Genomic DNA, 26,964 nt, shown 5'->3' with positions numbered 1-26,964 from the left:
GGCGGATCTTCTTTGCAGAGATTACGCCTCAGGAAAAAGCAAATTTATCAGAACTTGCTCGACATACCAAAATTGAAGTTCTGAACTTTGTCGGAATCTTCTTTCTTAATAGGAATAGCATAGTCAAAGCGCAGCGGACCGAACGGAGAAGCCCACATCAGACTTACACCAGCCGAAGCTCGCAGTGCACTGCCGGTTCCCATTGCACCTTCAGTCTTGTTACCATAGAGCGTTGCAGCATCTGCGAAGAACGCACCACGGATACCAAGGCTTTCCGGAACAACCGGCATCGGGAACTGAACTTCAGCGCTGGCGTTGAAGTAAGTTGTGCCACCGAGCCAGTAACGGTCACCGTTAGCAGCATCCTGATAAGCACCGATACCGTTATATTTGAAGCCGCGGATCATGTCAGTGTTACCTTTGAACATATCAAAGATACGCAGACCGTCATCGGTGAAGGAATGAATGTAACCACCACCGGCAGTCAGCACACCAACAACATCAGCTTCCTGCAACAAGGTCTTGTAATAGCTTGCTTTTGCAGTTGTCTTCATGAATTTGGCATCGCCGCCGAGACCAGCAAATTCCTGACCGAAGCGAACATAGATACCGTCATGCGGGTTGTTCGGGTTATCGATCGTATTATAGGTCAGAGCATAAGAAATCGACGAACGCAGCCATGGGCTCTGTTCAGCGGCTTCAATCAAAGCCGGAGCGTAGATATTCATATCATCGCTCTTGAGCTTATACTTTTCCTGGACCAGGTTATAACCGATGCTCGCACCGAAATTGTCGGTAATCGGCAGACCAAAACGGATTGTACCACCGGTCTGTTCTACGTCATACTGGTCTTTAACGCGGTAGGACTTACGGAAAATATCGAAGCCTGCAGAAACACGCTGACCGAGGAAATAAGGCTCGGTGAACGAGAACGAATAGTTACGCGCATCATCCTGACCGGCACCTGCACCGATACGGATATACTGACCACGACCGAGGAAGTTGCGCTCTGCAACCGAACCTTCAACCGAAGCACCCGGTGTTTCACCACCCGATGTATAACCTGCACCGATGGAGAATTCACCTGTAGGTTTTTCAACAACGTCAACGATCAGCACAACCTGATCCGGCTCAGAACCCTGAGCGGTCGAGATGTTAACTGTCTGGAAGAAGTCCAGAGCTTCGAGACGACGCTTGGCGCGTGTAATCATAACCTGATTGAAAGCATCGCCTTCGCTCATGTCGAATTCACGACGGATAACATAATCACGGGTCTTATCGTTACCGCGGATTTCGATACGCTGCACGTAAGCGCGCGGACCTTCTTCCACGTTATAAACAACCGAGATTGTGCGGTTTTCGAAGTTACGGTCGCCGCGTGGCTCAACCTTAGCGAAAGCATAACCGCTGCCGGCAACGCGTTCAGTTACAGCTTCAACCGACTTCTCAACGTCGTTGGCGCTATAAACTTTACCTGCGCGGGTCTTCAGCATGCCGCCGAGCGCTTCAGTATCAACGCCGGCGATTGAGCTTTCAACCTGAACATCACCGAATGTATAACGCTGACCTTCTTCAACAGTGAAGGTGATCGTATATTCGTTTGTCGCAGGATCCAGAACCGCATTGGACGAAATCACGCGGAAGTCAGCATAACCACGGTTGTAGTAGAAACGACGCAGCGCTTCTTCATCTGCCTGCAGACGATCTTCGCTGTAAATGTCGCCGCGTGTCAGCCATGACAATGGATTGGTACGCTTGGTGGAGATCACGTCACGCAGACGACGACCACCGAAAGCTTCATTACCTACGAAATCAATATTGGCGATTTTTGTACGGCCGCCTTCAGTGATTTCATAAACAACGTTTACACGACCCTGACCGAGATCAACCGTACGGGCGTTCACAACAGCGTCGCTGCGGCCAACATTGCGGTAAGCCTGAATGATGGCCTGACGATCTGATTCCATCTGTGCAGGATCAAAAGGGCTACGCGCCTTCAGCTCTACCGTACGACCGAGATCGGCATCTTTGACCTTCTTGTTACCCTGGAAGAGTACGTTGTTAACAACCGAGAACTCGGAAACCGTGACAACGAGTGCACCGCCCGACTGGCTGATACGAACATCAGAGAACAGGCCCATATTGAAAAGGCTTTTTACAGCCGCATCAATATCAGCATTGGTGAATGACTTGCCAGGCTTAATGCCGATGGCGCCACGAATTGTCGATGCATCAACCCGCTTGTTACCGCGAACGTCAATACGACTAACGACTGCTGCCTGTGCAACACTCACAGTAGCAAATGAGATCGCTGACGTTCCGGCAGCAACCATAGCTACCGACATAGCGACCGCAGAAGCAGCACCAAAGAACTTTGAATTTGCCGTCATAGGTCTATTTAACCTTCGTTTCGTTGCCCCGGGCCGTAATCCGGGAAAATAGCGCATAATGCAAACTGTAATAACCAGTTTTCATATACAAGCAAGCTTCACTATTAAAATCTGTTTACTTCATTCCCGAACGTGGCACAGGTGCCACGCAAATCCAATAGCATGGTAAACAGATTATTGCTTTTCTTGTATAATCCCCTCGTATTTTACACAATTCGTTAATGTTTTAATTCAAAGGCTTGAGCCTTGTCCAGTTCAGATTAGCAGCCAAAGAGATCATTGTAAAAGACGAATCCCATAAAGCCGAGAACGACAAAGAAACCAAGCCGGAAGAATAATTCCTGTACTGCCACCGGAACAGGACGTCCCAAAACAGCCTCTCCCGCATAAATCACCAGATGCCCGCCATCAAGAGGGGGAAGCGGAAATAAATTGAACAATCCAATGCCAACCGACAGCATCGCAATCAGCTGAACCAGCCATTCAAAGCCGTGTTGCGCCGCTTGTCCGGCCATATTAGCAATTTTTACGGGGCCGCCCAGCTGACATTTATCTTCACGCCCCATTACCAGTCTCTTCATAAAAGTACCGGTACGGCTGATGATATGTCCGGTTTCGACCACAGCCTCACCCACCGATTCGAGCGGGGAATATTCAACCTTGCGGTAATTGCCTGTGTCTTTGGTGATCGTAACACCGATCACACCGAGCTTGATTTTGTTACCCAGCGCATCCGTCTGTTCCATAATTTCAGGAACAGCTTTCAGGTTGATTTCCTGCCCGTCGCGCTCAACAGTGAAAGACAGTTCATCACCGCTGCGTCCGTTCACAATACGTTGCACATCGGCAAAAGTATTGATCTGCGTGCCTTCTACATTGATGAAACGGTCACCCGGTTTAAAGCCTGCCACAGCGGCAGGACTGCCTTCATTAACCTCTGCAATGGTCGGATCAGCAACAAGGCGTCCGTAACTGGCAAAGAAGAAGCTCAGAATGGCAATTGTCAGCAGAAAATTGAATGCCGGGCCTGCAAAAACAGTTGCAGCACGCTTCCAGACCGGCTGCGTCGCAAAAGCAACCTTGCGCTCGGCTTCAGTCATGGCGGACAGACCCTCGCCGTCCGGCGCACTGGCGGCATTCATATCACCGGCAAACTTCACATAGCCGCCGAGAGGAATCGCACAGAGCTTCCAGCGTGTGCCGTTACGCGCCGTATAACCGATCAGCTCCGGCCCGAATCCGATAGAAAAGGCCTGAACGCCGATACCGCACAAACGGCCGACGATGAAATGCCCCATCTCATGAACAAAAACAACAACGGCCAGAACGAGAATAAACGGAAGTAATGTGCCAACCAGCAGGCTGTCGCCGCCGAATAAATATGCGAGGGGATCACCCAAAACTCTAACTCCCGTAATTCAAAGTCTCAAAATATGCTTTTACCGCAGCGCTACTTACAAAGGCTGCAGAACAATGCCGATAAACATTGCTGAAGGTGAATCCGGCCCTGTCACCAGAGCACCGATAATATACAGCATGACAGCCGCCACAATCAGGCCATCCACGCGATCCATCACACCGCCATGCCCCGGCAGCAACTTGCCGGAATCCTTGGCTCCGAAGCGGCGCTTGACCCATGATTCTCCAAGATCGCCCATCTGTGAGGCAACCGAGAGCGCAATAGCCAGAATAACCATCGGATATTTCACGCGGTCAAAACTGAAATAGCTGACGGCCGCTGCAGCAATCATTGCTGCCACAACACCGCCAATTGCGCCGGACCATGTTTTATTCGGAGAAAAGCGCGGAGCCAGTTTTGGCCCGCCAAGGCTGCGTCCGGTGAAATACGCAAAAATATCCGTCGCCCAGACCAGTGCGAACAAATAGATGATTGCAATCAGACCGGATGTCGTTTCGCCGCGCAAGACCGCCAGACAAACCATCGGCACACCGGCATAGATCAGCCCTGCCGCAGTCCAGTTAGAGCGCTGGATCAGGAAAACCGCACCGGCTGCAAGAATGGCCAGAATCTGAATTGCCGGAACCTGTATCAGCATAAGACCTGCAGCAACCGAGAGCACCGCCCAGCCTGCCGTCAGGCCGGAGCGTGTCTGCTTCGAGGCGCTCAGCGTTGTCCACTCATAGAAAATCGCGAAGCCAATCACCACAGCCAGTACACGGAAGCTCATGCCGCCCAGCCAGATCAGCAGAATTGTAACGGGCGCAAGCACTGCTGCCGTCATGATACGCAATTGAAGATTGGACACGAAAACCCTCGCCCCTAGAGCATTTTTAGTTTAGATTGAATCATTGCAAATGCTCTATCTGTTTGATTTTACGCGCATCTTGCTCCGAAAACCGCTTCGCACTTTTCGGGATGCGCTCTAAGTCTGTCTATTTATGATCCGGCAAAGCTGAAACGCACAGCACGAACCTAACCCGCATTATGCCGCAAAGGTACCACGTCCGTTTCACCGGACAAATTTTGCATGTCATCAGCTTCCAGCCCGCCAAAACGGCGAACCCGCTTACGATATTCATCAATCGCAGCAAATAAATGCGCAGGCTTGAAATCCGGCCAATATTCCGGAGCGAACAGAAATTCTGAATAAGCAGCCTGCCAGAGCAGGAAATTGGACAGCCGCATTTCACCGCTGGTACGGATAATCAGGTCAGGATCCGGAATATCTGCTGTATCGAGTCTTTCAGAAATCATTTCGGCCGTGATCGCATCCGGCTTCATCTGCCCTGCAGCAACGGCTTCCGCAATCTGACGCATTGCCCGTGTCAGCTCGTCCCGCGCCCCGTAATTAAAGGCAATAACAAGCGTCAGGCCGCTATTGGCTGCGGTCAGTTTTTCGGCCTCATTCAAAAGCACACAAATATCGGAGGCAAGATCATCACGCGCGCCGATAATGCGTACACGGACATTCTGACTGTGAAGCTTATTCAGATCGCGGCGGATGAACAGCTTCAGCAGTCCCATCAGTTCCGTGACTTCGGAATTCGGACGCGACCAGTTCTCGGAAGAAAATGCAAAGAGGGTAAGAAATTCCAGCCCTTTATCCCCTGCAGCACGCACAATGCCGCGCAGAGCATCCACACCCGCTTTATGACCGGCAACACGCGGCAGACCGCGTGCTTTAGCCCAACGACCATTGCCATCCATAATAATGGCGATGTGGCGCGGATCGGACATTCAGGCATATTCCTTTTTTTGACAAAACGGCTGCCGTCAGGCGCCATGCTTATCCGGTTTAAGAACTTAGATAATTATCAGCATCAGACTGCAACCAGCAACAACATGCATAATTATTCTGTACTATAATAGAATCCGCAAAATGTCTTTTGCACGGCCACTCCGGCATTCACTATGCGTATTCGCGGTTATATTCTTTTCACCGGAGATATACGGCAGTCTCAGATATCAGAGTGGTTAATTGATACTGAACCACTCTGATGCCTGTTCTTACAGTTTAGAGCGACCTTTATGCGCCCGATCGGGCGAATGGTGCCTTAGACCTGCATAATTTCCGCTTCTTTCGAAACCAGAAGCTTATCAACTTCCACAATGGTTTCGTCAGTCATTTTCTGCACTTTGTCAGACAAGGTGCGGCTGTCATCCTGACTGATGGTGCCGTCTTTTTCCAGTTTCTTCAACTGATCCATACCATCGCGGCGCACATGACGAACGGCAACTTTAGCACCTTCGGCATATTGGTTCGCAATTTTAACCAGTTCCTTACGGCGCTGTTCGTTCAGTTCCGGCAGCGGCACGCGCAGTGTCATACCGTCAGTGATCGGGTTCAGACCCAGACCGCTGTCGCGGATTGCACGTTCAACCGCACCAACCATGCTCTTGTCCCAAACCGAAACAGACAGCATACGGGCTTCAGGAACAGTAATCTGCGCCACCTGATTGATCGGCATGGTCGAACCATAGGCTTCAATCGTCAGAGGCTCCAGAAGGCTTGCTGAAGCGCGTCCGGTACGCAGACCACCCAAATCATGTTTGAAGGACTGAATCGCACCATCCATACGGCGTTTCAGATCGTTTACATCCAGAGCGTCGCTCATAATATCTCTCCTTGGGCGTACACCAAACATCTTGCGCTTTTACAGCGCATAATACTGCCTGATAGTCGGAAACAGGTTTCAGACCACACAATTCGCTTTTTGTTTAGAACAGCTTGACGCAAATGATAAGCACAAAATCAAAGCTTTGCTGAATTGAATCTGTGTACACACACAGATTCAATTCAGGAACCGGTGCTTATCAGGCGTCTGTCACAACCGTGCTGCGGCCTTTGCCCTGCAAAATCTGCGCAAAGCCGCCTGCTTCATGAATGGAATAAACCACGATCGGAATGCGGTTTTCCTGTGCCAGAGCCACTGCCGTCACATCCATCACAGCCAGACCTTTATCCAGCACTTCCTTGTGGGTCAGACGGTCGAAACGCGTGGCAGACGGATCTTTCTTCGGATCAGCACTGTAAATACCGTCAACCTGCGTGCCCTTAAACAGGGCATCCGCACCGATTTCAGCAGCACGCAAAGCAGCCGCAGAATCGGTTGTGAAGAACGGGTTACCGGTACCACCGGCGAAGATCACAACCTTACCCTGATCCATATAGGCGGTTGCCTGACGCTGCGAGAAGCTCTCGCACAGTTCCGGCATAGCAATCGCCGAAAGCACAACCGCATCAACACCCTGTTTGACCAGAGAGGTGCGCAGAGCCAGCGAGTTAATCACTGTTGCCAGCATGCCCATATGATCGCCGGTTACGCGGTCGCCGCCTTTGGAGGCAACAGCCAGCCCGCGGAAAATATTGCCCCCGCCGATAACCACGCCGACCTCAACGCCGAGCGCACGCGCTTCGGCAATATCACTTGCAATGCGGTCAGCAACGGACACGTCAATGCCAAATCCCTGCTCACCCATCAGCGCCTCACCTGACGCTTTGAGGAGAACCCGTTTATACAGTGTCTTACCAGCCATGGGATCCCTTTTTTGATTTCGGTCCGAACTTCCCCACCGGCAAGCGGACATGGTTTTTAAATAGTCCGGTGTACATGAACTTGCAGATATTCACATTTTTAGCCGGAACACAGAATGATTTTCTGCCGCGAGCAACCGTCGCCAAGCATAATTGCATGACCGGTGCAGATGACAAGAAAAAGCATGAATATGTTTCGCATACATCAAGGGCATCGCATTGTCACGCGATGCCCTTTCATAACTGACAAGTTTTTAGAGCCTGTTGCATTTTATGAAATGCTTAGCGCCCGCTCTGTTTTCTTATTTTACGCATGTTGTAAAAATGCCGGCCTGACAGAGTCAGACCGGCATTTTAAATTCTGTCAATAAACCGCATTCTCTAAGGCGCATCGCAATTCTGGATGCGCCTGTAAAGAATTAGCCTTTGTTTACGGCAGCAACTTCTGCAGCGAAGTCAGTTTCTTCTTTTTCAATGCCATCGCCCAGAGCGAAGCGAACAAAGCCGGTTACCTTAGCAGGCGCGCCGATTGTTTTTTCTGCTTCTTTAAGCGCAGCTTCTACGCTCAGGTCCGGGTTGATAACGAAAGCCTGCGACAGAAGAACAACTTCTTCAAAGAACTTGCGCATACGGCCGTCAACCATCTTGGCGATGATTTCTTCCGACTTGCCGGACTGACGAGCCTGATCTGCAAAGATTGCTTTTTCGCGCTCAACAGCAGCAGCATCAACTTCAGCAGAAGTCAGAGCCAGCGGGTTGGTTGCGGCAACATGCATAGCGATCTGACGACCGATAGCAGCAGCAGCTTCTGCATCACCGGTTGTTTCAATAGCAACCAGAACGCCCAGCTTGCCGAGGCCGTCTGCAACGCCGTTGTGGATGTAAGAAGCAACAACACCGTTTTCCACGCTCAGAGCAGCGGAACGACGGAATGCCATGTTTTCACCGATGGTGCCAACAGCATCTTTAATAGTGTCAGTTACAGTCTTTTCCGAACCCGGATAGGTTGCGTTTGCAACGGCATCAGTTGAACCGTCGGTGCCCAGAGCAACCTTGGTTACGTTCAGAACGATTTCCTGGAAAGCAGCATTACGGGCAACGAAGTCTGTTTCGGAGTTAACCTCAACAACAACAGCTTTTTTGCCTTCGCTGGCAACGCTTACCAGACCTTCAGCAGCTGTACGGCCGGCTTTCTTGTCAGCTTTAGCGATACCCTTCTTGCGCAGCCAGTCCATGGCAGCTTCCATATCGCCATTATTTTCGTTCAGAGCGGTCTTGCAGTCCATCATGCCTGCGCCGCTGAGTTCACGAAGTTCTTTAACCATTGCTGCGGTAATGCTCATTGTCGCCTCTCAGAGAAAGCAGCAGACATCCGGCAAAGCGGCATGCCCGCTATGGATCATTGTTCAGACAGCGGACCTGTCTTTTATCCAATGACCGATTAATCATTACAGCCCGCATTGCAATTCCTGCAAAGCGTCAACTGTATACATACGGGATAGCAGGAGCCGAAAAGGCTCGAATTGGATAAGACACAGATTTCACCGTGCGTGGACGGAATCAGAAACGACTCACCCGTTTCAGATATTTACCGGTTTAAAACTTCAGTTTTTTGAAGCTCTGCAAACACGGCAAATTGTGTCTTTTAAGCAGAATATCTGCCGGATCTGAAAACAGATCCGGCAGACAAGAAAACGAATTAAGCGTTTTCAGCAGCTTCCAGAGCTGGCTCAACAGGAGCTTCAGCCTGCGCACCGATATCGATGCCCAGAGCGCCCTGCTGACGCATAATGCCGTCCAGAGCAGCTTTAGCAATCAGATCGCAATAGAGCGAGATTGCGCGAGCAGCATCATCGTTACCTGGGATCGGGAAATCGATCTGGTCTGGATTACAGTTGCTGTCGATAACAGCAACAACAGGGATACCAAGACGCTTGGCTTCCTGAATTGCAATCGATTCCTTGTTGGTGTCGACGATGAACATCAGGTCAGGAACGCCGCCCATATCCTTGATACCACCGAGAGCGCGGTCCAGCTTTTCGCGTTCGCGTTCCAGAGTCAGGCGTTCCTTTTTGGAATAGCCCTGAGCTTCGCTCGACAGCAGTTCGTCAAGCTTGCGCAGACGCTGGATCGAGTTGGAAATGGTTTTCCAGTTGGTCATCATGCCGCCGAGCCAGCGGGAGTTGACGTAATACTGAGCCGAACGGCCAGCAGCGTCAGCAATGATTTCCGAAGCCTGACGCTTGGTGCCAACGAACAGAACGCGGCCGCCACGAGCAACAGTATCAGAAACAACCTTCAGTGCATTGTGCAGCAGAGGAACGGTCTGAGCCAGGTCAAGAATGTGGATGTTGTTACGTGCACCATAGATGAAAGGTGCCATTTTCGGGTTCCAGCGGTGTGTCTGGTGACCGAAGTGAACACCAGCTTCCAGAAGCTGGCGCATGCTGAAATCAGGCAATGCCATTGTATTTTCCTTTTCCGGTTGAACCTCCACGGGCTGAGGCACAAATGTGCCACCGGAGGCGTTGTGCGGATTTCTCCCGCCCATAACCCAAATCCCGTGTGTGGAATAATGCGGCTGGTAAACGATGAATGAAGAAAATGCAAGCCCTGAACGGGCAAAAACCGCCAGAAGCCGGAGCGCAGCCTTCATTATCAGATATTACACAGCCATAAGACTATAGCACAGGGACATTCCCGCCGGAACTCTTGTTCTGCGGCGGAAACATCCCTGCTTTTATCTGCGTTTAAACAGCTTCATAGGCCGGATAATCGGTATAACCCTTTTGCGCACCGCCATAGAAAGTTGTGTGATCGGCCGGTGCCAGCGGCCAGCCGCGCTGCATACGCTCGGCCAGATCAGGATTTGAGATATATGGCCGGCCGAAAGCCACCAGATCTGTAAGCCCTTCATCGAGAACACGCTCAGCCGTTTCTTGCGTATATCCGCCGGCAAAGATCAGTGTGCCCTGATAAACCTCACGGAACTTCTTCAGGAAATTGCGGCCTTCTTCTTTTGCCAGCATACCACCGGCATTGCCGATATGAATATAAGCCAGTTTGCGGGCGGAGAGTTCAGCAGCCAGTGTCAGCCATGTTTCTTCCTCCCCGTCAAAGGCATGAAGATCAAACAGACGGCTGAAAGGTGTCAGGCGGATACCGACACGGGCAGAGCCGATACGTGCAACGGCCGCATCAACAACCTCCAGCGCAAAGCGGATACGTCCGGCAATTGTCGCGCCGCCATAGCCATCTTCACGCTTATTGAAACCGGCATTGATGAATTGCTCAATCAGATAGCCGTTTGCACCGTGAATTTCGACACCATCAAAACCGGCTTTAACGGCATTCTCTGCAGCATCGGCAAATTCTCCGGTAATACGGGCAATATCGTCAGTATTCAATGCACGCGGTGCGCTGGGTGCAACCAGCCCCGGCGTTCCGCCCTCACCAAGCGCAAAAACATTTGAGTCTTTTGCAATTTCAGCAACCGGCGCAACAGGCGCAATACCGTTCTTTTGTACGGAAACATGGGAAACACGCCCGACATGCCAGATTTGTGAGAAGATTTTACCACTCTGCGCATGAACGGCATCCGTTACTTTTTTCCAGCCCTCAACCTGCTCGGCAGAATATACACCGGGCGTATAGAGATAGCCGCGCCCCTCATCAGAGATCGGCGTCCCTTCACTCACAATCAGGCCTGCTCCGGCACGCTGTGCATAATATAATGCCGTGTCGCTGTTCGGCACGGTGTCAACGGCGCGTGCGCGTGTCATAGGTGCCATCACCACACGGTTTTTAAGCGGCAGGCCATTGAGGTCATAGGAGGAAAAAAGATCGGACATTATAATACCTTTGCTTGTAAAAATTATCCGCACCGCCGCAGCATGCACGGATCAATCTCAGTCACAGAGATATTTATAATCAAGACTACATAATACAAGGCACGGAAATTTAATAAAATGAAAAAAGCGGCAAATCCGTTTCCGGAAATGCCGCCTTGTCATCGAAACCTGTAGAATTATGCCGGATTATTCGCAGGTTGCCGCCGCTGCCGGTTTAAACATTTCCAGATTGACCAAGGTGCCTTTCATGGAGAAGTCACCGTAATCCATGTTCAGATCACGGGTTACGCCGTTGCGGTAGAGTTTGAAATTCACGCGATAGACCGGCAGCCCTTCGTCGCTCTCTTCATCATCAAAATAAGCGACGGTCACAGGCCAGCTCTCTTGTTTGGCCACCTCACCCATGACTTTCGTTTCGGTGTCTTCAGGCAGCACCTGACCTTTCCCGATCACGGCTGTGGTCGCCATAATCTTATTGGCATCATCGGAACCGTCAAAAATTGTCGTCTGATAAAAAGTGTCGCCCTTTTGCGCGCGAACAAGCAGCTCTTCCATATGACGGGTCGGAAACTGCGACAGCGCCAGTTTGAGATCCTGCTTTTCAGGCTTGGTCAGCGCCACATCCATCTGCTTGTCGCCAAGCGCCGCATTCCCGCGCACTTCTTTAATCAGCTCTTTATCGACAAAGGTTTTATTGACGAAACGGAAGCGGCTGCCGTCACCGGCTTCAAAAGTGGTGGTCTGCTGGTCTGTAACCCGCTGATCCTGCCCTTCCATATCGATACGGGTCACAAAGCGGAAATTCGTTGTATAGCCTTCGCAGGCCGAGCCGTTGAACTCATAGACCATACGGCCGGTTACACCGGCAATGCCGGATTTTTCATCGGCGCGTTCCAATGTCAGATCATAAACTGCGCGATGCGGCAGAAGTGTGCTTCCTGCATAAGCTGCTGTGCTCAGCACTGCAGGAACAACAAAACCAGATCCGAACACAAGGGCCTGCAAAATGGGGGCCTGCAAAAAACGCATAAAGATTCTCCGATAAATTTATCGCCATGTTAAAATAACTCATGGCGGAAGCGAGGCAAAAATCACAGCTTTTGCTATGCTCCACTGATTCTGTCAGTTTGAACTTTATTTTTGTATATGCATGACACCTAAAACACACAGATCAGGCATAAACATTCATCCCAACAATTCAGGGCCGACATTCGGAACCGACAATGAAGGGCAAACTGTTAAAGAATCCCTGCGGAATATAAACCGCCCCAAAATGACCTTATTGTTTGCCGTCCACTCTGATGTGACGATAAAATAAAACCGGAAAGAGCGCCATGACCTCGACAATCGAAACCCGCCTCAAAGATCTCGGCATTTCAATTCCAGAATCCGCAGCACCGGCTGCGGCTTACCTGCCTTTTTCCCAGAGCAGCAATCTGCTGTTCACCTCCGGCCAGCTGCCACTGAAAGACGGCAAGCTCGTTTCCACCGGTCTGGTTGGCCGCGACCTGACCATTGAACAGGCGCAGGAAGCAGCAAAATATTGCGCTATCAATGTGCTGTCGCAGGCAAAAGCGGCTCTTGGCGGCGATCTTTCCCGCATCAAGCGCATTGTTAAAATCACTGTATTTGTTGCGTCTGTTGTTGATTTCACCGATCAGCACATTGTTGCCAATGGCGGTTCGCAGCTGTTCATCGATGTTCTCGGCGATGCAGGCAAACATGCCCGCTCCGCAGTTGGCATGGCTGGTCTGCCGCTGAATGCACCGGTTGAAATCGAAGCCGTGATTGAGGTTGCCTGATTATGAGCGCTGCGCCTCGTGATGAACTGAAATGGCTTACCCGCCGGCCGATTGCCCATCGCGGCTTGCACGATATGAATAAAAAGGTCTGGGAGAACACTCTCCCTGCCTTCAGTGCAGCCATTGCAGGCAAATATGCCATTGAATGCGACGTGCATCTGACCAAAGACGGTGAAGTCATCGTGTTTCATGATGATGTGCTGGATCGCCTTGCCGGTCGCGAAGGCCGCATTTGTGATCTGACACTGGCCGAGGCTCAGGCACTGACCATCGGCACCACACAGGATCACGCTCCGTCGCTTCGCCAGATGCTCGATCTGGTCGCCGGACGCGTGCCGCTGGTTATCGAACTCAAAGGCATTGAAGGTCAGGACGAAGGTCTGGTTGCCGCCGTTGCCAAAGAGCTGAAAACCTATCAGGGCGAAGCGGCGATCATGTCCTTCGACCATCACCTCATCCGCCGTTTCCGCAGCGATGCACCGGGTGTTGTTGCCGGTCTGACGGCAGAAGGTACAAGTGCCGCCGATATAGAAAAGCACTTTGCCATGCTCGCGCATGATGTGGATTTTGTTTCTTACAATTTCCACCATCTGCCAAACCCGTTCATCAGCTTCTTCCGCACTGTGCTCAACCGTCCTGTCATCACATGGACAGTGCGTAGCGCGGAGGAAAAGGCTGTGAGCGACATGCATGCACAGCAGATTACATTTGAAGGCTTTGTACCGGATAGCGTTCTTGCTTGATAAAATAATATCTTACCGGCGCATAGTGTGATGCGCCGGTAAAAACCAGACATGACAAAACGGGTGGGAATGGTTGATTGCTATGCGTGAGGAAGCAGAGGAAGAAACCAGCATTATTTTGCGTAATGTCAGCTCCATGCAGGGTTTCAGCCCTGAGGCATGGGCGCAATTTTCTGAAACCAGCAAACATTCCGCAGCCCCGTCCACAGACGGTATTGCTGCGAACAAATCCTATAACCCGTTTCTCTCTTATGCCTATCTTTCCGCGCTGGAAGATTCCGGCTGCGTCGGTGAAAATACCGGCTGGCTGCCCTGCCATATGCGCCTTGAAACACAGCAAGGCCGCCTGCTGGCCGCAGCTCCTGCCTATCTGAAATCCCATAGTCAGGGCGAATATGTTTTTGACCACGGCTGGGCTGAAGCCTTTGAGCGTGCCGGTGGTCAATATTATCCCAAGCTCCAGCTGGGTATTCCGTTCACTCCGGCAACGGGCGCGCGACTGCTGACCGCAGAGAATAATCCGGAACTGCGCCGCTTGCTTGCCAGCGCCGTTGCGCAATTCACCGATCAGAACCAGTTATCATCAGCGCATGTAACCTTTGCTGAAATACCGGACATTCAGGCTCTGACAGAGACTGGCTTCCTGCATCGCAAGGATCAGCAGTTTCACTTCAAAAACAATGGCTTTCAGGAATATAATGATTTTCTGGAAGAACTTGTTTCCCGCAAACGTAAAGCCTTAAAGCGCGAACGCCGCGAAGCTCTGAGCAATGGCATTTCTATTGATTGGCTGACCGGCTCCGATCTGACAGAAGACATCTGGGATCAGTTCTACGCATTCTATATGGATACCGGCAGCCGCAAATGGGGGCGTCCATATCTCAACCGTGAATTCTATTCGCTGATCGGCGAGCGCATGGGTGATGATATTGTGCTGATTATGGCCAAGCGTGACGGGCGCTATATTGCCGGTGCGATCAATTTCATCGGTGGTGACCGGCTGTTCGGCCGTCATTGGGGCTGCATTGAAGATCACCCGTTTCTGCATTTTGAAGTCTGCTATCATCAGGCCATTGATTATGCGATTGCACATAAATTATCGGTGGTGGAAGCTGGTGCACAGGGCGAACACAAGCTGGCACGCGGCTATGAGCCTGTGACAACCCATTCCGCCCATTATATCAGCCATCCCGGCTTTCGTGATGCTGTGGCGCAATATTTGCGCCGCGAGGTCCGCGAAGTCGAAATGAATAACAGCTATTATACGGAACACAGCCCGTTCCGTAAATTTCATCAATCTGAATAGGGAGCCATCCATGACCACGCCTTATGCCAGCGACAATATTTTCGCCAAGATCCTGCGCGGCGAAATTCCGAGCCATAAGATTTATGAAGATGATGATGTCTATGCATTCATGGATGTGATGCCGCAGGGCAAAGGCCACAGCCTTGTTATCCCTAAACAGGGTTCACGCAACCTTCTCGATGCAGACAGTGCCGTGCTGGCCAAGCTGGTTGCTGCCACGCAGAAAATTGCAATTGCAGTGAAGAAGGCTTTTGATGCTGATGGTGTAACCGTCATGCAGTTTAACGAACCGGCGGCAGGCCAGACCGTTTTCCATCTGCATTTCCATGTCATTCCGCGCTTTGAAGGCATTGCCCTGACCGGTCATACCGGCAAGATGGAAGATCAGGCTGTTCTTGCTGAGAATTGTCAGAAAATTATCGCAAGCCTTTAATCTATAAGACTTATATCTCTGCACAGAGCATTATAAAATAAGAAGTCCTGCGAGCAGCAGGGCTTCACCGGTCAGTACACCGACCAGAATACGCTGCCCCGCCAGCAGGAACGCCCCGAATCCAAGAATGGCGGAACCAGCCCGCAGCCACATCGGCGAATTCGCAAGCTCCCCTGTTGGGTAGAGAATAAGCTGGGCAATCACACCTGCCACCAAGGCTGTCGCCACACAGCGCACCAGCACCAGAGCCTGCGAATCCTCGCGCATTTTGCCGCCAACAAGCACGCCGAGAAAGCGCCAGATATCCGTCGCCAGCGCACCGGCGATCAGGATGAATAAATATGGCCACCACCATGTATCAAAGCTTGCGAAATTCATGACAGTTGTTCTTTCCGGCGCAAATTCTGCACATAAAGATGGAAGCCAAAGGCCACTGCTCCACCGGTCAGACCGGTGAGTAGCAGATCATAACCCGGTGCAATTGCATGCATCACCGGAAAAATCAGCAGACCGCTCAGCAAGGCCGCTTTGCCCGCCTGTTCACGCGATGAGCGCCAGAGTGAGGTGAGAAAATACATCGGCGTCAGCATGAAAAGCGCTGCAAACAGCAACGGCGGAAAACTGGCCGAAAGCAAATAAATCAGTGCCACAACAGCCGCATTGGTCAGCACCAGTGTTACGCCGATACCGGCAAAATAGCTGGTGCGCAGATCGCGCGGAATATGGCGCAACTGTTCCATTGCCATGACCCATGCGGTCACCGCCACAAAATGCGAGAGAAACAGCAAGGTGATCTTGCGCGAACGCGGCCCTTTAAGCTCCGGCAACAAGGCCACAACCATCGGCATAAGACGCACGGAAGATAAAGCGACAGCCAATGCGGCGGCGGCCATAGAGCTTCCTGCGGAAATCGCACCGATCAACACCACTTTGGCGGGCAGAGCCCAGATGGTCAGCGTCATAAACACTGCCTGCCCCATGGTAATACCACTCTCAATGGCCAGACCGGAAAAGCCGATAAAGGAGCTGATCAGCAACAGCGCCGGTATGCTGAATATGTTGCGTGCACCACGTCCGAACCATTGCAACCGCTCCGTAAAGGATGAAACGGCATCCGCATTATAGCCGTCTGCATTATGATGTGCTTTTGGCAACTGCGGCGCAGACTGGCTTACAGGCGGCTGATGATCTGGCATGGGAAACTATCTTACATATAAATGTCAGCATATATGACATTATTGTTAGACCCAGCCCATGTGCTTTGCAATGCTGTCAAAAGCAGTCATTCGTAACAGGCATGAAGTTCTTATCGTCAAGCCTGTTATGCATAGTCCGTTCAAGACGCATGAATGTAAAATCGCGACAGAATGACCTTATCAAAGACAAGGCTGGCAAAAGCCTCCGGTAAGAGATAAGCCCTTTTGGCAGAGCAGCTTACGTTTAGGTTAATCTTCAACTTCTGCTCTTACGCCGATACTGCGTATTAGAGCGCCGGGCACCCCATGGGCGCACAAAGGTCGCTCTAACACTTTAAAATGAGAGCATATGTATATGCGACTAACTCTCTGACTCCTCCCTGTCAGAGATCCTTCGAATATAGGTTTCCCATGCTAGAAGATCGTATCCGCAATTCCTCCCTGCAAGATAAAGTTGTGACACCTGCCGAGGCCGCAGCCCTTATCAAAGACGGGATGACAATCGGCATGAGCGGTTTTACCCGCGCCGGCGATGCCAAAGCCGTGCCGGTTGCCATGGCCGCACAGGCTAAAGACACACCATTCAGAATCACCCTGCTCACCGGTGCATCGCTCGGCCATGATGTCGATAAAATCCTCACCGAAGCCGGTGTTCTTGCCCGCCGCATGCCGTTTCAGGTTGACCGCACTTTGCGCGCCGCCATCAACCGCGGCGAAGTGATGTTTATCGACCAGCATCTTTCTGAAACTGTTGAGCAATTGCGCTCCAATCAGATCGGACCGGTTGATTATGCGGTCATTGAAGCCATTGCCATCAATGAAGACGGCGGTGTGATCCCGACAACCTCCATAGGCAATTCAGCCAGTTTCGCCATTCTGGCAAAGAAAGTGATTGTTGAGATCAATCTCAGTCACTCTCTGGCACTGGAGGGGCTGCATGATGTCTATATTCCGACCAAGCGCCCTTCCCGTGATCCGATTCCGGTTGTGTCCTGTGAAAGCCGCATCGGCACGCCTTATATTCCGATCCCGCCTGAAAAAATCGCAGCGATTGTCATCACGGAACAGTCGGACAGTGCTTCACTGATTGAACCGGCGGACAGCGAAACATCGGCCATTGCTGGTCATCTGATTCACTTCTTTGAAAGTGAAGTGGAAAAAGGCCGTCTGGATCTGTCTCTCAACCCGCTGCAGGCCGGCATCGGCACGATTGCCAATGCGGTTCTGACCGGCCTCGTAGACAGTCCTTTCCATCATTTACGCATGTATAGCGAAGTGTTGCAGGACAGCACTTTCGATCTGATGGATGCAGGTAAGCTCAGCTTTGCTTCCGCCTCCTCAATCACACTCAGCCAGGCTTGCGGCGAGCGTGTTTTCGGCAATTTTGACCGCTACAAAGACAAGCTTGTGCTGCGTCCTCAGGAAATCAGCAATCATCCGGAAGTTATCCGCCGCCTCGGTATTATCGGTATCAACACCGCGCTGGAATTCGATATTTACGGCAATGTGAATTCCACCCATGTGGCGGGCACACATATGATGAACGGCATCGGCGGCTCGGGCGACTTTGCGCGTAACGCCTTCCTGTCGGTTTTTGTCACCAAATCGGTTGCCAAGAATGGTGCGATTTCCTCAGTCGTGCCGATGGTGCCACATGTTGACCATACGGAACATGATGTGGATATTCTGGTAACAGAACACGGCCTTGCCGATCTGCGTGGCCTTGCCCCGCGTGAACGCGCATCCGTAATTATCGAGAATTGTGCCCATCCGGATTACCGCCCGCAATTGCGCGACTACTTTGCCCGCGCCTGCGAGCGTGGCGGTCAGACCCCGCATATTCTTGAAGAAGCCATCTCGTGGTATGCGTTGAAAGAGAAAACCGGTACGATGTTGAAAAGCTAAGACACCGGCCATCTAATAAAAAAGCGCCCGTTTGAAACGGGCGCTTTTTATTTTATTCCTTCGTCCTTGGAACCTTCGGCACAGAAGCCGACTTACGCTTCGGTTCCGTTGCCTCCGGAGCAGAGTTGCTATCAGCTGCAACTTTGGCCGTTTTCTTTTCCGGCTTGACCGCGGCTTCCGCAACCTCCTCGTCAGGCTGTTCTTTCTGTGGCTTGACCGGCTTGGCCTTCACCACATCCATCACCAGACCAGTCTTACCATCCGGTTTTTCGCCGGTTGTGACTTTGACCGTGCCGCCATTTTTGAGCTTACCGAACAGCAGCTCATCGGCCAGAGGCTTCTTGATATATTCCTGAATAACACGACCCAGAGGGCGCGCACCCATGCGTTCATCATAGCCTTTATCAGCAAGCCAGTTGATAGCTTTCTTATCCAGTTCAAAGGTCACGCCGCGATCAGCCAACTGAGCTTCCAGCTGCATGATGAATTTCTGCACCACTTTATGGATGACAGGAACAGGCAGCGGACCAAACGGAATAATCGCATCTAAGCGGTTACGGAATTCCGGCGTGAATAGACGGTTGATCGCCTCCATATCGTCACCTTCGCGACGGGTGGAGCCAAAGCCGATTGCTGCTTTCGCCATATCTGCCGCACCGGCATTGGTGGTCATAATCAGAATGACATTGCGGAAATCAATCTGCTTGCCATTATGATCTGTCAGGCGGCCATGATCCATAACCTGCAACAGAATATTGAACAGATCCGGATGGGCTTTTTCGATTTCGTCGAGCAGCAGCACGCAATGCGGATGCTGGTCAACGCCATCGGTCAGCAGACCGCCCTGCTCAAAGCCGACATAACCCGGAGGTGCACCGATCAGACGCGATACGGTATGACGCTCCATATATTCCGACATATCAAAGCGCAGCAGCTGCACGCCCAATGTGCTGGCAAGCTGCTTGGCAACTTCCGTCTTACCTACACCGGTCGGACCGGAGAACAGATAGGAACCGATCGGCTTATCCGGCTCACGCAAGCCTGCACGTGCCAGTTTGATCGCAGAGCTGAGCGATTCAATCGCCAGTTCCTGACCATAAACCACACGCTTGAGATCTTTCTCCAGACTGGCAAGCACCTGCTCGTCATCCTTGGAGACAGTCTTCGGCGGGATACGCGCCATGGTTGCCACGGTCGCTTCAATCTCTTTGATGCCGATAATTTTTTTGCGTTTGGCTTCCGGCAGCAGCATCTGGCTGGCACCGCTTTCATCAATCACGTCAATCGCCTTATCCGGCAATTTACGGTCGGTGATATAACGGGCAGACAGTTCCACCGCGGCGGTGATCGCATCATTGGAGAACTTCACTTTATGGAAGTCTTCAAAATAAGGCTTCAGACCGCGCATGATTTCAATGGCATCCGGAATAGTCGGCTCGGCCACATCAATCTTCTGGAAGCGGCGCACAAGCGCCCTGTCCTTTTCAAAGAACTGGCGGAACTCCTTGTAAGTCGTTGAGCCGATGCAGCGAATCTGACCGGAAGACAAAGCAGGCTTAAGCAGATTGGACGCATCCATCGAGCCGCCGGATGTGGCACCCGCACCGATAACGGTGTGGATTTCATCGATAAACAGCACGGCACCCGGATAATCTTCCAGCTCTTTGACAACCTGTTTCAGACGCTCTTCAAAATCACCGCGATAACGGGTACCGGCCAGAAGACTGCCCATATCGAGCGAGAAGATCGTATCATTGAGCAGAACTTCCGGCACATCGCCGTCAACAATGCGCTTGGCCAGACCTTCGGCAATCGCGGTTTTACCCACGCCCGGATCGCCCACATAAAGCGGGTTATTCTTGGAGCGGCGGCACAGAACCTGAATCGTACGGTTGATTTCGCTTTCGCGGCCAACCAGACGGTCGATTTTACCGGCCTTGGCTTTTTCATTGAGATTGACGCAATAAGCGGTCAGCGCATCAATTTTCTTTTTGCTCTGTTCTTCATTCTCAGGCTGCGCTGAATCTTCAGCACTATGCGCCTTGCCTTCGGTCAGATCATCACTGACACCCGAACGCTTGGAAATACCATGAGAAATATAATTGACCGCATCATAGCGGGTCATTTGCTGTTCCTGCAGGAAATAAGCCGCATGGCTTTCCCGCTCGGCAAAGATTGCGACAAGCACATTGGCGCCTGTCACTTCATCGCGGTTTGACGACTGCACATGGATTACCGAACGCTGAATCACCCGCTGGAAAGCGGCTGTCGGCTTGGAATCCTCATCATAACCGGTCACCAGATTATCCAGCTCGCGGTCGATATAGTCGGTGACAGTCTTTTTAAGCTGCGCAATATCGACATTGCAGGCACGCATAACCGCGCCGGCATCTCTGTCATCAATCAGAGCAAGCAGAAGATGCTCGAGCGTGGCATATTCGTGATGACGTTCATTGGCGATGGTCAGCGCCTGATGAAGTGCTTTTTCAAGGCTTTGGGAGAATGTTGGCATTGTACCTCACTTTTTCTCCATCACGCATTGCAGCGGATGCTGATGTTGACGGGCGAAATCCATCACCTGCGTCACTTTGGTTTCGGCAACTTCATAAGTATAGATACCGCATTCACCGACCCCGTGATTATGGACATGCAACATGATGCGTGTCGCATCTTCACGGTTTTTCTGGAAAAAACGCTCCAGCACATGAATAACGAAGTCCATCGGCGTATAGTCATCATTCAGCAGCAGCACCCTGTACAGGCTTGGCCGTTTTAAGCGGGTTTTCGTCCGCGTAATAACAGCTGTACCATTACCCGGGTCCTTCGGGTCACCATCGTCACTGCCCATCACAGGAGACTTGGCCTGCATAAAAGGAGTAACCTGCAAAAAATGGTCTGCTGCACACATTCCTGATCGTATCCGTCCTGATCGTATCTGTATTTTCTGAAGTCACGCTGTATGGCGGGAAACCACACATCGTAGACTTATTATGTAGGTTGAAACGCGGCAATGTTAAGCCCCGCAGAACACAAAGCCCGACACGTCCTCATTCACGTCCAGAGTATCGCGCCTGCAGGAAAAAACCAGCATGAAACACATCATTTAAGAAAAGATTTCCGCAAACCGCACAGGGGCAAATTAATAAAGCACGCAAAATTGTCCCCGTTTCTGCATTTTAAATACCAGTCTCAATATCGACCTGAAGACTGGCAAGTGATTCAACCAAATCACTCTCATCAGGGCCGGCAAATTGCAGCCCGTAATGCATCAGTCCCTTAGCTCTGATTATTAACAGTTTCAGGACAGAAGATGCGTTACAAACAGGAAAATACGCTTCTGCAGAACAAAATTTTCGTAAGACTCACAATTTCTTGAAACCAGCTTGAGAAGAAACACCTCATAAATTTTTTATTTATTAGCAGGTACTTAACACGATGCAGACAGACCGGATGACCGTCCTGACATGTCCGCTAGCTAAAAAAGCATCATAAAAATCAAAAAAAGATCATGATTTGCCCGTCTATAAACGGATTGGTAAGGCTGTTGGCAATATGATCACGGAAATGTTCGTGGCGTGTCCTTTGCGCCACACCTGAAAATTGGCAGTCCAGGTAGGTAAGTCACCGTGTATCATGCGTTCCGTCACGCCGCATCCGGCATCAAGATTGCGGCCCGCTCATTGTTAGCAGTAACAATGGCCGGCGCCCTCACTCTTACCATCGCGACAGGTTCCGCTCAGGCAGCAAAGAACCCGCGTCATGCCGCGATTGTGATTGATGCCAATACCGGCAAAACCCTGTTTGCAGAAAGCGCAGATGCCAAGCGTTTTCCTGCTTCCCTCACCAAAATGATGACCCTTTATATGGTCTTCGAGGCGATGCAGGCCGGACGCATCAACAAAAACACCAAAATTCCGTTCTCCAAATATGCAGCAACCCGTCCGCCGACAAAAATTGGCGTACCGGCAGGCCAGACAATCAGCGTTGAAGATGCGATTATGGCGCTGATTACCCGCTCAGCCAATGATGCTGCTGCTGCTCTTGGTGAATATCTCGGCGGTTCCGAGCCACGTTTTGCACAGATGATGACAGCCAAGGCACGTCGTCTCGGCATGCGCTCCACCACATTCCGTAATGCTTCCGGTCTGCCAAACCCGAACCAGCAGACCACAGCCCGCGATATGGCGATTCTCGGTATCGCGCTGCGCCAGCATTACCCGCAATATTACGGCTATTTCGGCCGCTCCAGCTTCCAGTTCCGTGGCCGCACGATCAATGGTCACAACCGTCTGCTCGGCCGCGTTGAAGGCGTTGACGGCATTAAAACCGGTTATGTAAACGCATCCGGCTATAATCTTGTCACTTCCGTCAACCGTGACGGCCGTCGTATCGTCGCCGTTGTTATGGGCGGCAGCAGCGGTGCATCCCGTGACGCAGCTATGACCCGCCTTATTCAGGCACATCTGCCAAAAGCAACACCGTCACGTCGTGGCAGTGATGCCTTGCTGATTGCCCGTAATGATGCACCGGCAGGTCCTGCAGTTGCCGCTGAACCATCTCCTCTGCCGCGTGCGGTTCCGCTGCCGGCTGAACGTGCCGACCAGCCGGTTCTGGTTGCTGATGCTTCCGGCTCCGCAGGCAGCGCACAGGATGCAATCAGCGCAGTTATCGCCCGTCAGAAGCCGGTTCCTGCCCAGCAGCCTGAAATGCTGGCTCTGGCAGCGCCGACACCGCGTCCTTCTGCTCCGGTATCTTCCCAGCTTGTGGCTATTCCGACGCCTAAGGCATCGATCCCGAATGTTGATCCGGTTACCACAGCTTCCGCCAATACAGCTGCTTCCCGTATGGGTCTGGCACCAAAGCCTGTTGCTGCTGTGCGCAATGAGCCGATTGCTGTACCGCAGGAAAACACCCGCCAGCAGCAGCCGCAACAGACTGCCGTTGCCATGGCCGCTGCAGCTGATATTTCCGGTGCATGGGCTATTCAGATCGGCTCCCTGCCTAGCGAAAATCAGGCACAGGAAATGCTGAATAAAGCCGCCCAGCAGGCAGGCAGCACCCTGCGTGCAACCTCCCCGATGACTGAGACTTTCAACAAGGGTAACAACACATTCTACCGTGCACGTTTTGTTGGTTTTGACACCAAAACTGCCGCATGGGATGCCTGTGCCGCCCTGAAGAAAAAGAACTTCAGCTGCTATGCAATCGCGCGTTAATGCGCGCGGTTCGCACCATTTAATACCGTAATATCCGAGATTATCCGGCTTTGTGTTTCGCCGGTATAGTTCAGGCAGGCCATCTGCAAACCCAATGAGTATTGTGTAAAGGGTTTACAATGTCGAATATGCTCAATCTGTTTGGTTTCACCAATGTTGATCCGGTGGAATCCGACTCACAAAAGCCAGGCAAAACCACTTTGCTCAGCGTCCACGCCCTGCGTAGTGCTGCTGCCCGTCTTGCCGATTTGCGCGCTGACGGCGCATCCCTGAATACGCGTGAATTTGTGGGACTTCTGGTCTGCAATGCACAGCGCAGCCGTCGTATCAGCCTGCCGGAAGCATCCCTGCGCATTACAACAGGCAATGTAAACGGACGCACAGCAATCCGCCTTAAATTGCGCTGATATTCTTTATTGATTAAATAAGACCGAGCGCCGCGAGTTCGCGGCGCAATTCCACAGGCAAAGCCTGCATACCGCCGCCCGCTCCGGCTCTGTCATCCTGCGGCACTTCTTCATCCGCAATATAACGCCAGCCCTGAAACGCTCTGCGCGGCTGCCAGACAGTCGGGATCACTTTCGGCTCCAGCACCAGATGACAACGGCCGATACCGTCTTCACCGGTAAATGTGCGCACTTCCAGCAAACGCTGACGTGCCTGAATATTGCCTTTGATCACCCAATAGAGTGAACCACCGTCAAGCAGCTCTGCTTGGCGTTTCGGCACCATTCGTGTTGTATGAAATTGCTCCGGCACCACGCCGTTTGCACGGCATTCCTCAAGGCGGAAATCAATCCACGCTGCCAGATCTTCAAGGGAATCACATCCCACACAGAGTTTTACAAGATGCAGTGCCATGAGCGGCAATTACTCCGTTGTTTTAATGATGTCCAGTATTCAGCAATTGCACAAACAAAAACGGGCAGGATTGCTCCTGCCCGTCTTTCAGATATTTTTACGAATTAAGCTGCTTCGCCTGCAAGCTTCTTCTCACAACGCAGCAGCATGCCAAACAGGTCGCGCGGCTCATCCGGATCTGCCAGCAGATCAAGATTTTCATAGAGACCTGTGGATTTCAGCTTGTCGTGAATATAGCGCAGTGCCGAGAAATCTTCGGTCGCAAAACCAACCGAGTCAAACAGGGTGATCTGGTTCTGGTCACGGCGACCCGGAACAATACCGTTCATCACCTGCCACATTTCGATAACCGGATGATCGGCATCAAGCTGCTGGATTTCGCCCTCAATACGGGTCTGCGGCGGATATTCAACGAAGATATCAGAGCGCAGCAGAATGTCTTTGTGCATTTCTGTCTTGCCCGGGCAGTCACCGCCAACGCCGTTGATGTGAATGCCGCTGCCGATCATATTGTCGGTCAGGATCGTGGCATTCTGCTTGTCTGCGGTCACAGTGGTGATGATCTGAGCGCCCTGCGCTGCATCTTCCGCACTGGTGCAGGTGGTGATTTCAAAGCCGAAGCCTGCGAGATTCTGTTTGCACTTCTCGGTTGCAGACGGGTCGATATCATAAAGACGCAGCGACTTAATGCCGAGCAGCGCTTTAAATGCCAGCGCCTGAAACTCAGACTGTGCGCCATTGCCGATGATCGCCATGGTCTGCGCATTTTCCGGTGCCAGATATTTGGCAACAACGGCTGAAGTTGCAGCAGTACGCAGCGCTGTCAGAATGGTCATTTCGGTCAGCAGCATCGGATAGCCGGTATCCACATCGGACAGCATGCCGAATGCAGCAACGGTCTGCAGACCGTCTTTCATGTTCTTCGGGTGGCCATTGACATATTTAAAGCCGTAAAGCGCACCGTCACTGGTTGGCATCAGCTCGATAACGCCGTCATGGGAGTGGGAAGCAACACGCGGGGTCTTGTCAAACTTTTCCCAGCGCAGAAAATCTTCTTCCACATAGGCAGAGAGTTCTTTCAGGAATTCTTCAATACCGACTTTCAGAACCAGCTTCATCATGTGGTCAACACTGACAAATGGTACGAGGTTCAAAGTTGTTCTGTCACGCATCAGGTTTTCTCCCTCCGGTCTTGCCGGAACCTGTTAAACTAAGAAAAGCGCTTCATGCCCATCAGAGACAATTGAAGCGCTTTGGCTGTAAATCTTGTCAGCTTTACACGAAGCTGCGGGTCGGACGATCCATCACGCTGCGGCCCATAAGGCTGGCGATCAGATCGACCATCAGGAAGGCTGTACGACCGCGTTCATCAAGGAACGGATTGAGTTCGACCGCCTCAAAACTTGTCACCAGCTCGCTGTCATGAAGCATTTCCATAATCAGATGGGCTTCACGGAATGTCGCGCCGCCCGGAACCGTGGTGCCAACGGCCGGTGCGATATTCGGATCAAGGAAATCCACATCAAGGCTGACATGCAGCAGGCCATTGGCTTCCTCAACACGCTTCAGGAAGCGGTTGAGCAGTGCAACAACGCCGTGTTCGTCAATCATACGCATGTCATTGACAGTCACTTCCGTCTTACTGATCGCTGTGCGTTCTGCGGGATCAACCGAGCGGATACCGATCATGCAAACATTCGCCGGATCAACCGGAGCCAGCACTTCAGGGAAAGTGCCTTCAAAACCCTTCTGGCCGGTATAATAGGCAACAGGTGTGCCATGCAGATTGCCGCTTGTGGTGGTTTCCAGCGTGTGAAAATCCGTGTGAGCATCAAGCCACAGCACAAAAAGCGGACGTCCCTGCTCTTTGGCGCGACGGCTCAGACCGCAAACAGTTCCGGCAGCCAAAGCATGATCGCCGCCGAGGAAAATCGGGAAACCATCAGCACTGTGCTCATAGGCAGCTTTATCCAGCGCCTCAATCCATGCCACGATTTCCGGCAGATTTTTCAGAACCGGATTGGAATGGGTCAGATTGCGTTTTGCAGCCGGTTCCACATTGCCCAGATCGGTAACATCATGACCCAGCTCTTCAAGTGCTTGAGTCAATCCGGCGGCGCGAAACGCGCTCGGCCCCATTTCGCAACCCATGCGTCCGGTTCCGTCCTGCACAGGTGCACCAATCAGCTTACAATGCATATATGTTCCTCACGACTGTAAATTGTCTGCCGCCATGACTGCAAAACGCAATCAGAGCGGTGATT

Annotated in this window: 24 protein-coding genes; 7 read left to right on the top strand and 17 right to left on the bottom strand. The window is 51.7% G+C overall.

The genetic code is table 11. The annotated features are described in order from the left end of the window. Positions 1 to 47: 47 nt before the first annotated feature. From bamA to K1X45_RS01120, 10 genes are all read right to left on the bottom strand, one after another. On the bottom strand, positions 48 to 2,390 hold the full coding sequence (gene bamA / locus K1X45_RS01165) for an outer membrane protein assembly factor BamA (protein WP_220159559.1): 2,343 nt from the start codon (positions 2,388 to 2,390) through the stop codon (positions 48 to 50). Positions 2,391 to 2,650: 260 nt separating this feature from the next. Beyond that, positions 2,651 to 3,790, bottom strand: coding sequence for an RIP metalloprotease RseP (gene rseP, locus K1X45_RS01160; RefSeq protein WP_116088062.1), 1,140 nt, complete (start codon positions 3,788 to 3,790; stop codon positions 2,651 to 2,653). Between the two features lie 54 nt (positions 3,791 to 3,844). Next, positions 3,845 to 4,657: a phosphatidate cytidylyltransferase gene (locus tag K1X45_RS01155; RefSeq protein ID WP_075655422.1), complete on the bottom strand. Its 813-nt coding sequence runs from the start codon at positions 4,655 to 4,657 to the stop codon at positions 3,845 to 3,847. A gap of 167 nt (positions 4,658 to 4,824) precedes the next feature. Then, entirely contained in the window at positions 4,825 to 5,589 is a 765-nt protein-coding gene (locus K1X45_RS01150; RefSeq protein WP_116088063.1) for an isoprenyl transferase, read from the bottom strand. Between the two features lie 317 nt (positions 5,590 to 5,906). Beyond that, positions 5,907 to 6,467: a ribosome recycling factor gene (frr, locus tag K1X45_RS01145; RefSeq protein WP_022712394.1), complete on the bottom strand. Its 561-nt coding sequence runs from the start codon at positions 6,465 to 6,467 to the stop codon at positions 5,907 to 5,909. Positions 6,468 to 6,666: 199 nt separating this feature from the next. After that, the gene (pyrH, locus tag K1X45_RS01140; RefSeq protein ID WP_022712395.1) at positions 6,667 to 7,389 is read right to left on the bottom strand and encodes a UMP kinase; all 723 of its coding nucleotides are present in this window, start codon (positions 7,387 to 7,389) and stop codon (positions 6,667 to 6,669) included. Between the two features lie 417 nt (positions 7,390 to 7,806). After that, a complete protein-coding gene (tsf, locus tag K1X45_RS01135; RefSeq protein WP_022712396.1) occupies positions 7,807 to 8,730 on the bottom strand; it encodes a translation elongation factor Ts in 924 nt (307 codons plus the stop codon). A gap of 356 nt (positions 8,731 to 9,086) precedes the next feature. Then, positions 9,087 to 9,854 (bottom strand): 30S ribosomal protein S2, encoded by a 768-nt coding sequence (gene rpsB, locus K1X45_RS01130; protein ID WP_028233986.1) that lies wholly within the window; start codon positions 9,852 to 9,854, stop codon positions 9,087 to 9,089. A 283-nt stretch (positions 9,855 to 10,137) separates the two neighbouring features. Then, on the bottom strand, positions 10,138 to 11,238 hold the full coding sequence (locus K1X45_RS01125) for an alkene reductase (protein WP_220159558.1): 1,101 nt from the start codon (positions 11,236 to 11,238) through the stop codon (positions 10,138 to 10,140). A 186-nt stretch (positions 11,239 to 11,424) separates the two neighbouring features. Beyond that, positions 11,425 to 12,267 (bottom strand): cell envelope integrity EipB family protein, encoded by an 843-nt coding sequence (locus K1X45_RS01120; protein WP_022712399.1) that lies wholly within the window; start codon positions 12,265 to 12,267, stop codon positions 11,425 to 11,427. A 305-nt stretch (positions 12,268 to 12,572) separates the two neighbouring features. On the opposite strand from K1X45_RS01120, the gene K1X45_RS01115 reads away from it, so the two are divergent. The 4 genes from K1X45_RS01115 (at position 12,573) to K1X45_RS01100 (ending at position 15,522) form a co-directional block, all read left to right on the top strand. Then, positions 12,573 to 13,040, top strand: a complete 468-nt coding sequence (locus tag K1X45_RS01115) for a RidA family protein (protein ID WP_220159557.1) — start codon at positions 12,573 to 12,575, stop codon at positions 13,038 to 13,040. Between the two features lie 2 nt (positions 13,041 to 13,042). Continuing rightward, the gene (locus tag K1X45_RS01110; RefSeq protein ID WP_220159556.1) at positions 13,043 to 13,783 is read left to right on the top strand and encodes a glycerophosphodiester phosphodiesterase; all 741 of its coding nucleotides are present in this window, start codon (positions 13,043 to 13,045) and stop codon (positions 13,781 to 13,783) included. Positions 13,784 to 13,865: 82 nt separating this feature from the next. Further along, entirely contained in the window at positions 13,866 to 15,089 is a 1,224-nt protein-coding gene (locus tag K1X45_RS01105; protein ID WP_220159555.1) for a GNAT family N-acetyltransferase, read from the top strand. Between the two features lie 10 nt (positions 15,090 to 15,099). Next, positions 15,100 to 15,522, top strand: a complete 423-nt coding sequence (locus K1X45_RS01100; protein ID WP_220159554.1) for an HIT family protein — start codon at positions 15,100 to 15,102, stop codon at positions 15,520 to 15,522. Positions 15,523 to 15,552: 30 nt separating this feature from the next. On the opposite strand, the gene K1X45_RS01095 is transcribed toward K1X45_RS01100, so the two are convergent. Next, on the bottom strand, positions 15,553 to 15,900 hold the full coding sequence (locus K1X45_RS01095; RefSeq protein WP_220159553.1) for an AzlD domain-containing protein: 348 nt from the start codon (positions 15,898 to 15,900) through the stop codon (positions 15,553 to 15,555). Next, on the bottom strand, positions 15,897 to 16,553 hold the full coding sequence (locus K1X45_RS01090; RefSeq protein ID WP_255561013.1) for an AzlC family ABC transporter permease: 657 nt from the start codon (positions 16,551 to 16,553) through the stop codon (positions 15,897 to 15,899). Before K1X45_RS01090 ends, K1X45_RS01095 begins: the two co-directional genes overlap by 4 nt. A 576-nt stretch (positions 16,554 to 17,129) precedes the next feature. Here K1X45_RS01090 and K1X45_RS01085 point away from each other — a divergent pair. After that, positions 17,130 to 18,623: an acetyl-CoA hydrolase/transferase family protein gene (locus tag K1X45_RS01085; RefSeq protein ID WP_220159551.1), complete on the top strand. Its 1,494-nt coding sequence runs from the start codon at positions 17,130 to 17,132 to the stop codon at positions 18,621 to 18,623. A gap of 52 nt (positions 18,624 to 18,675) precedes the next feature. Here K1X45_RS01085 and clpA read toward each other — a convergent pair whose 3' ends face one another. Continuing rightward, positions 18,676 to 21,135, bottom strand: a complete 2,460-nt coding sequence (gene clpA, locus K1X45_RS01080; RefSeq protein WP_220159550.1) for an ATP-dependent Clp protease ATP-binding subunit ClpA — start codon at positions 21,133 to 21,135, stop codon at positions 18,676 to 18,678. A 6-nt stretch (positions 21,136 to 21,141) separates the two neighbouring features. Beyond that, positions 21,142 to 21,492 carry an ATP-dependent Clp protease adapter ClpS gene (gene clpS, locus K1X45_RS01075; RefSeq protein ID WP_028233987.1) on the bottom strand — a complete coding sequence of 117 codons (351 nt, stop codon included), beginning with the start codon at positions 21,490 to 21,492 and terminating at the stop codon, positions 21,142 to 21,144. A 757-nt stretch (positions 21,493 to 22,249) separates the two neighbouring features. Between clpS and K1X45_RS01070 the strand changes: the two genes are divergently transcribed. Both K1X45_RS01070 and K1X45_RS01065 read left to right on the top strand, forming a co-directional pair. After that, positions 22,250 to 23,839 carry an SPOR domain-containing protein gene (locus K1X45_RS01070; RefSeq protein WP_370627052.1) on the top strand — a complete coding sequence of 530 codons (1,590 nt, stop codon included), beginning with the start codon at positions 22,250 to 22,252 and terminating at the stop codon, positions 23,837 to 23,839. Positions 23,840 to 23,958: 119 nt separating this feature from the next. Then, entirely contained in the window at positions 23,959 to 24,246 is a 288-nt protein-coding gene (locus K1X45_RS01065; protein WP_220159548.1) for a hypothetical protein, read from the top strand. A gap of 13 nt (positions 24,247 to 24,259) precedes the next feature. Here the strand turns inward: K1X45_RS01065 and K1X45_RS01060 are convergent, their stop codons facing one another. From K1X45_RS01060 to rocF, 3 genes are all read right to left on the bottom strand, one after another. Then, a complete protein-coding gene (locus K1X45_RS01060; protein WP_075655438.1) occupies positions 24,260 to 24,700 on the bottom strand; it encodes a DUF1489 family protein in 441 nt (146 codons plus the stop codon). A gap of 104 nt (positions 24,701 to 24,804) precedes the next feature. Continuing rightward, positions 24,805 to 25,872, bottom strand: a complete 1,068-nt coding sequence (locus K1X45_RS01055; RefSeq protein WP_220159547.1) for an ornithine cyclodeaminase — start codon at positions 25,870 to 25,872, stop codon at positions 24,805 to 24,807. A 103-nt stretch (positions 25,873 to 25,975) separates the two neighbouring features. Continuing rightward, complete coding sequence (gene rocF, locus K1X45_RS01050) at positions 25,976 to 26,899, bottom strand: arginase (RefSeq protein WP_220159546.1); 924 nt, start codon at positions 26,897 to 26,899, stop codon at positions 25,976 to 25,978. Positions 26,900 to 26,964: the final 65 nt, after the last annotated feature.

Source organism: Pseudochrobactrum sp. Wa41.01b-1 (assembly GCF_019464455.1).
GTDB lineage: Bacteria > Pseudomonadota > Alphaproteobacteria > Rhizobiales > Rhizobiaceae > Pseudochrobactrum > Pseudochrobactrum saccharolyticum.
The sequence above is the reverse complement of the archived record's forward strand: the minus strand, read 5'-3'. Positions and strand labels throughout refer to the sequence as shown.

Excerpts from the sequence above, each read along its gene's own strand:
- rocF (WP_220159546.1), bottom strand. The coding sequence starts at position 26,899 with ATGCATTGTAAGCTGATTGGTGCACCTGTGCAGGACGGAACCGGACGC.
- K1X45_RS01115 (WP_220159557.1), top strand. The coding sequence starts at position 12,573 with ATGACCTCGACAATCGAAACCCGCCTCAAAGATCTCGGCATTTCAATT.
- K1X45_RS01150 (WP_116088063.1), bottom strand. The coding sequence starts at position 5,589 with ATGTCCGATCCGCGCCACATCGCCATTATTATGGATGGCAATGGTCGT.
- K1X45_RS01060 (WP_075655438.1), bottom strand. The coding sequence starts at position 24,700 with ATGGCACTGCATCTTGTAAAACTCTGTGTGGGATGTGATTCCCTTGAA.
- rpsB (WP_028233986.1), bottom strand. The coding sequence starts at position 9,854 with ATGGCATTGCCTGATTTCAGCATGCGCCAGCTTCTGGAAGCTGGTGTT.
- K1X45_RS01105 (WP_220159555.1), top strand. The coding sequence starts at position 13,866 with ATGCGTGAGGAAGCAGAGGAAGAAACCAGCATTATTTTGCGTAATGTC.
- clpA (WP_220159550.1), bottom strand. The coding sequence starts at position 21,135 with ATGCCAACATTCTCCCAAAGCCTTGAAAAAGCACTTCATCAGGCGCTG.
- K1X45_RS01110 (WP_220159556.1), top strand. The coding sequence starts at position 13,043 with ATGAGCGCTGCGCCTCGTGATGAACTGAAATGGCTTACCCGCCGGCCG.
- bamA (WP_220159559.1), bottom strand. The coding sequence starts at position 2,390 with ATGACGGCAAATTCAAAGTTCTTTGGTGCTGCTTCTGCGGTCGCTATG.
- K1X45_RS01095 (WP_220159553.1), bottom strand. The coding sequence starts at position 15,900 with ATGAATTTCGCAAGCTTTGATACATGGTGGTGGCCATATTTATTCATC.
- K1X45_RS01120 (WP_022712399.1), bottom strand. The coding sequence starts at position 12,267 with ATGCGTTTTTTGCAGGCCCCCATTTTGCAGGCCCTTGTGTTCGGATCT.
- clpS (WP_028233987.1), bottom strand. The coding sequence starts at position 21,492 with ATGCAGGCCAAGTCTCCTGTGATGGGCAGTGACGATGGTGACCCGAAG.
- tsf (WP_022712396.1), bottom strand. The coding sequence starts at position 8,730 with ATGAGCATTACCGCAGCAATGGTTAAAGAACTTCGTGAACTCAGCGGC.
- K1X45_RS01085 (WP_220159551.1), top strand. The coding sequence starts at position 17,130 with ATGCTAGAAGATCGTATCCGCAATTCCTCCCTGCAAGATAAAGTTGTG.
- K1X45_RS01100 (WP_220159554.1), top strand. The coding sequence starts at position 15,100 with ATGACCACGCCTTATGCCAGCGACAATATTTTCGCCAAGATCCTGCGC.
- frr (WP_022712394.1), bottom strand. The coding sequence starts at position 6,467 with ATGAGCGACGCTCTGGATGTAAACGATCTGAAACGCCGTATGGATGGT.
- K1X45_RS01125 (WP_220159558.1), bottom strand. The coding sequence starts at position 11,238 with ATGTCCGATCTTTTTTCCTCCTATGACCTCAATGGCCTGCCGCTTAAA.
- pyrH (WP_022712395.1), bottom strand. The coding sequence starts at position 7,389 with ATGGCTGGTAAGACACTGTATAAACGGGTTCTCCTCAAAGCGTCAGGT.
- K1X45_RS01055 (WP_220159547.1), bottom strand. The coding sequence starts at position 25,872 with ATGCGTGACAGAACAACTTTGAACCTCGTACCATTTGTCAGTGTTGAC.
- K1X45_RS01065 (WP_220159548.1), top strand. The coding sequence starts at position 23,959 with ATGTCGAATATGCTCAATCTGTTTGGTTTCACCAATGTTGATCCGGTG.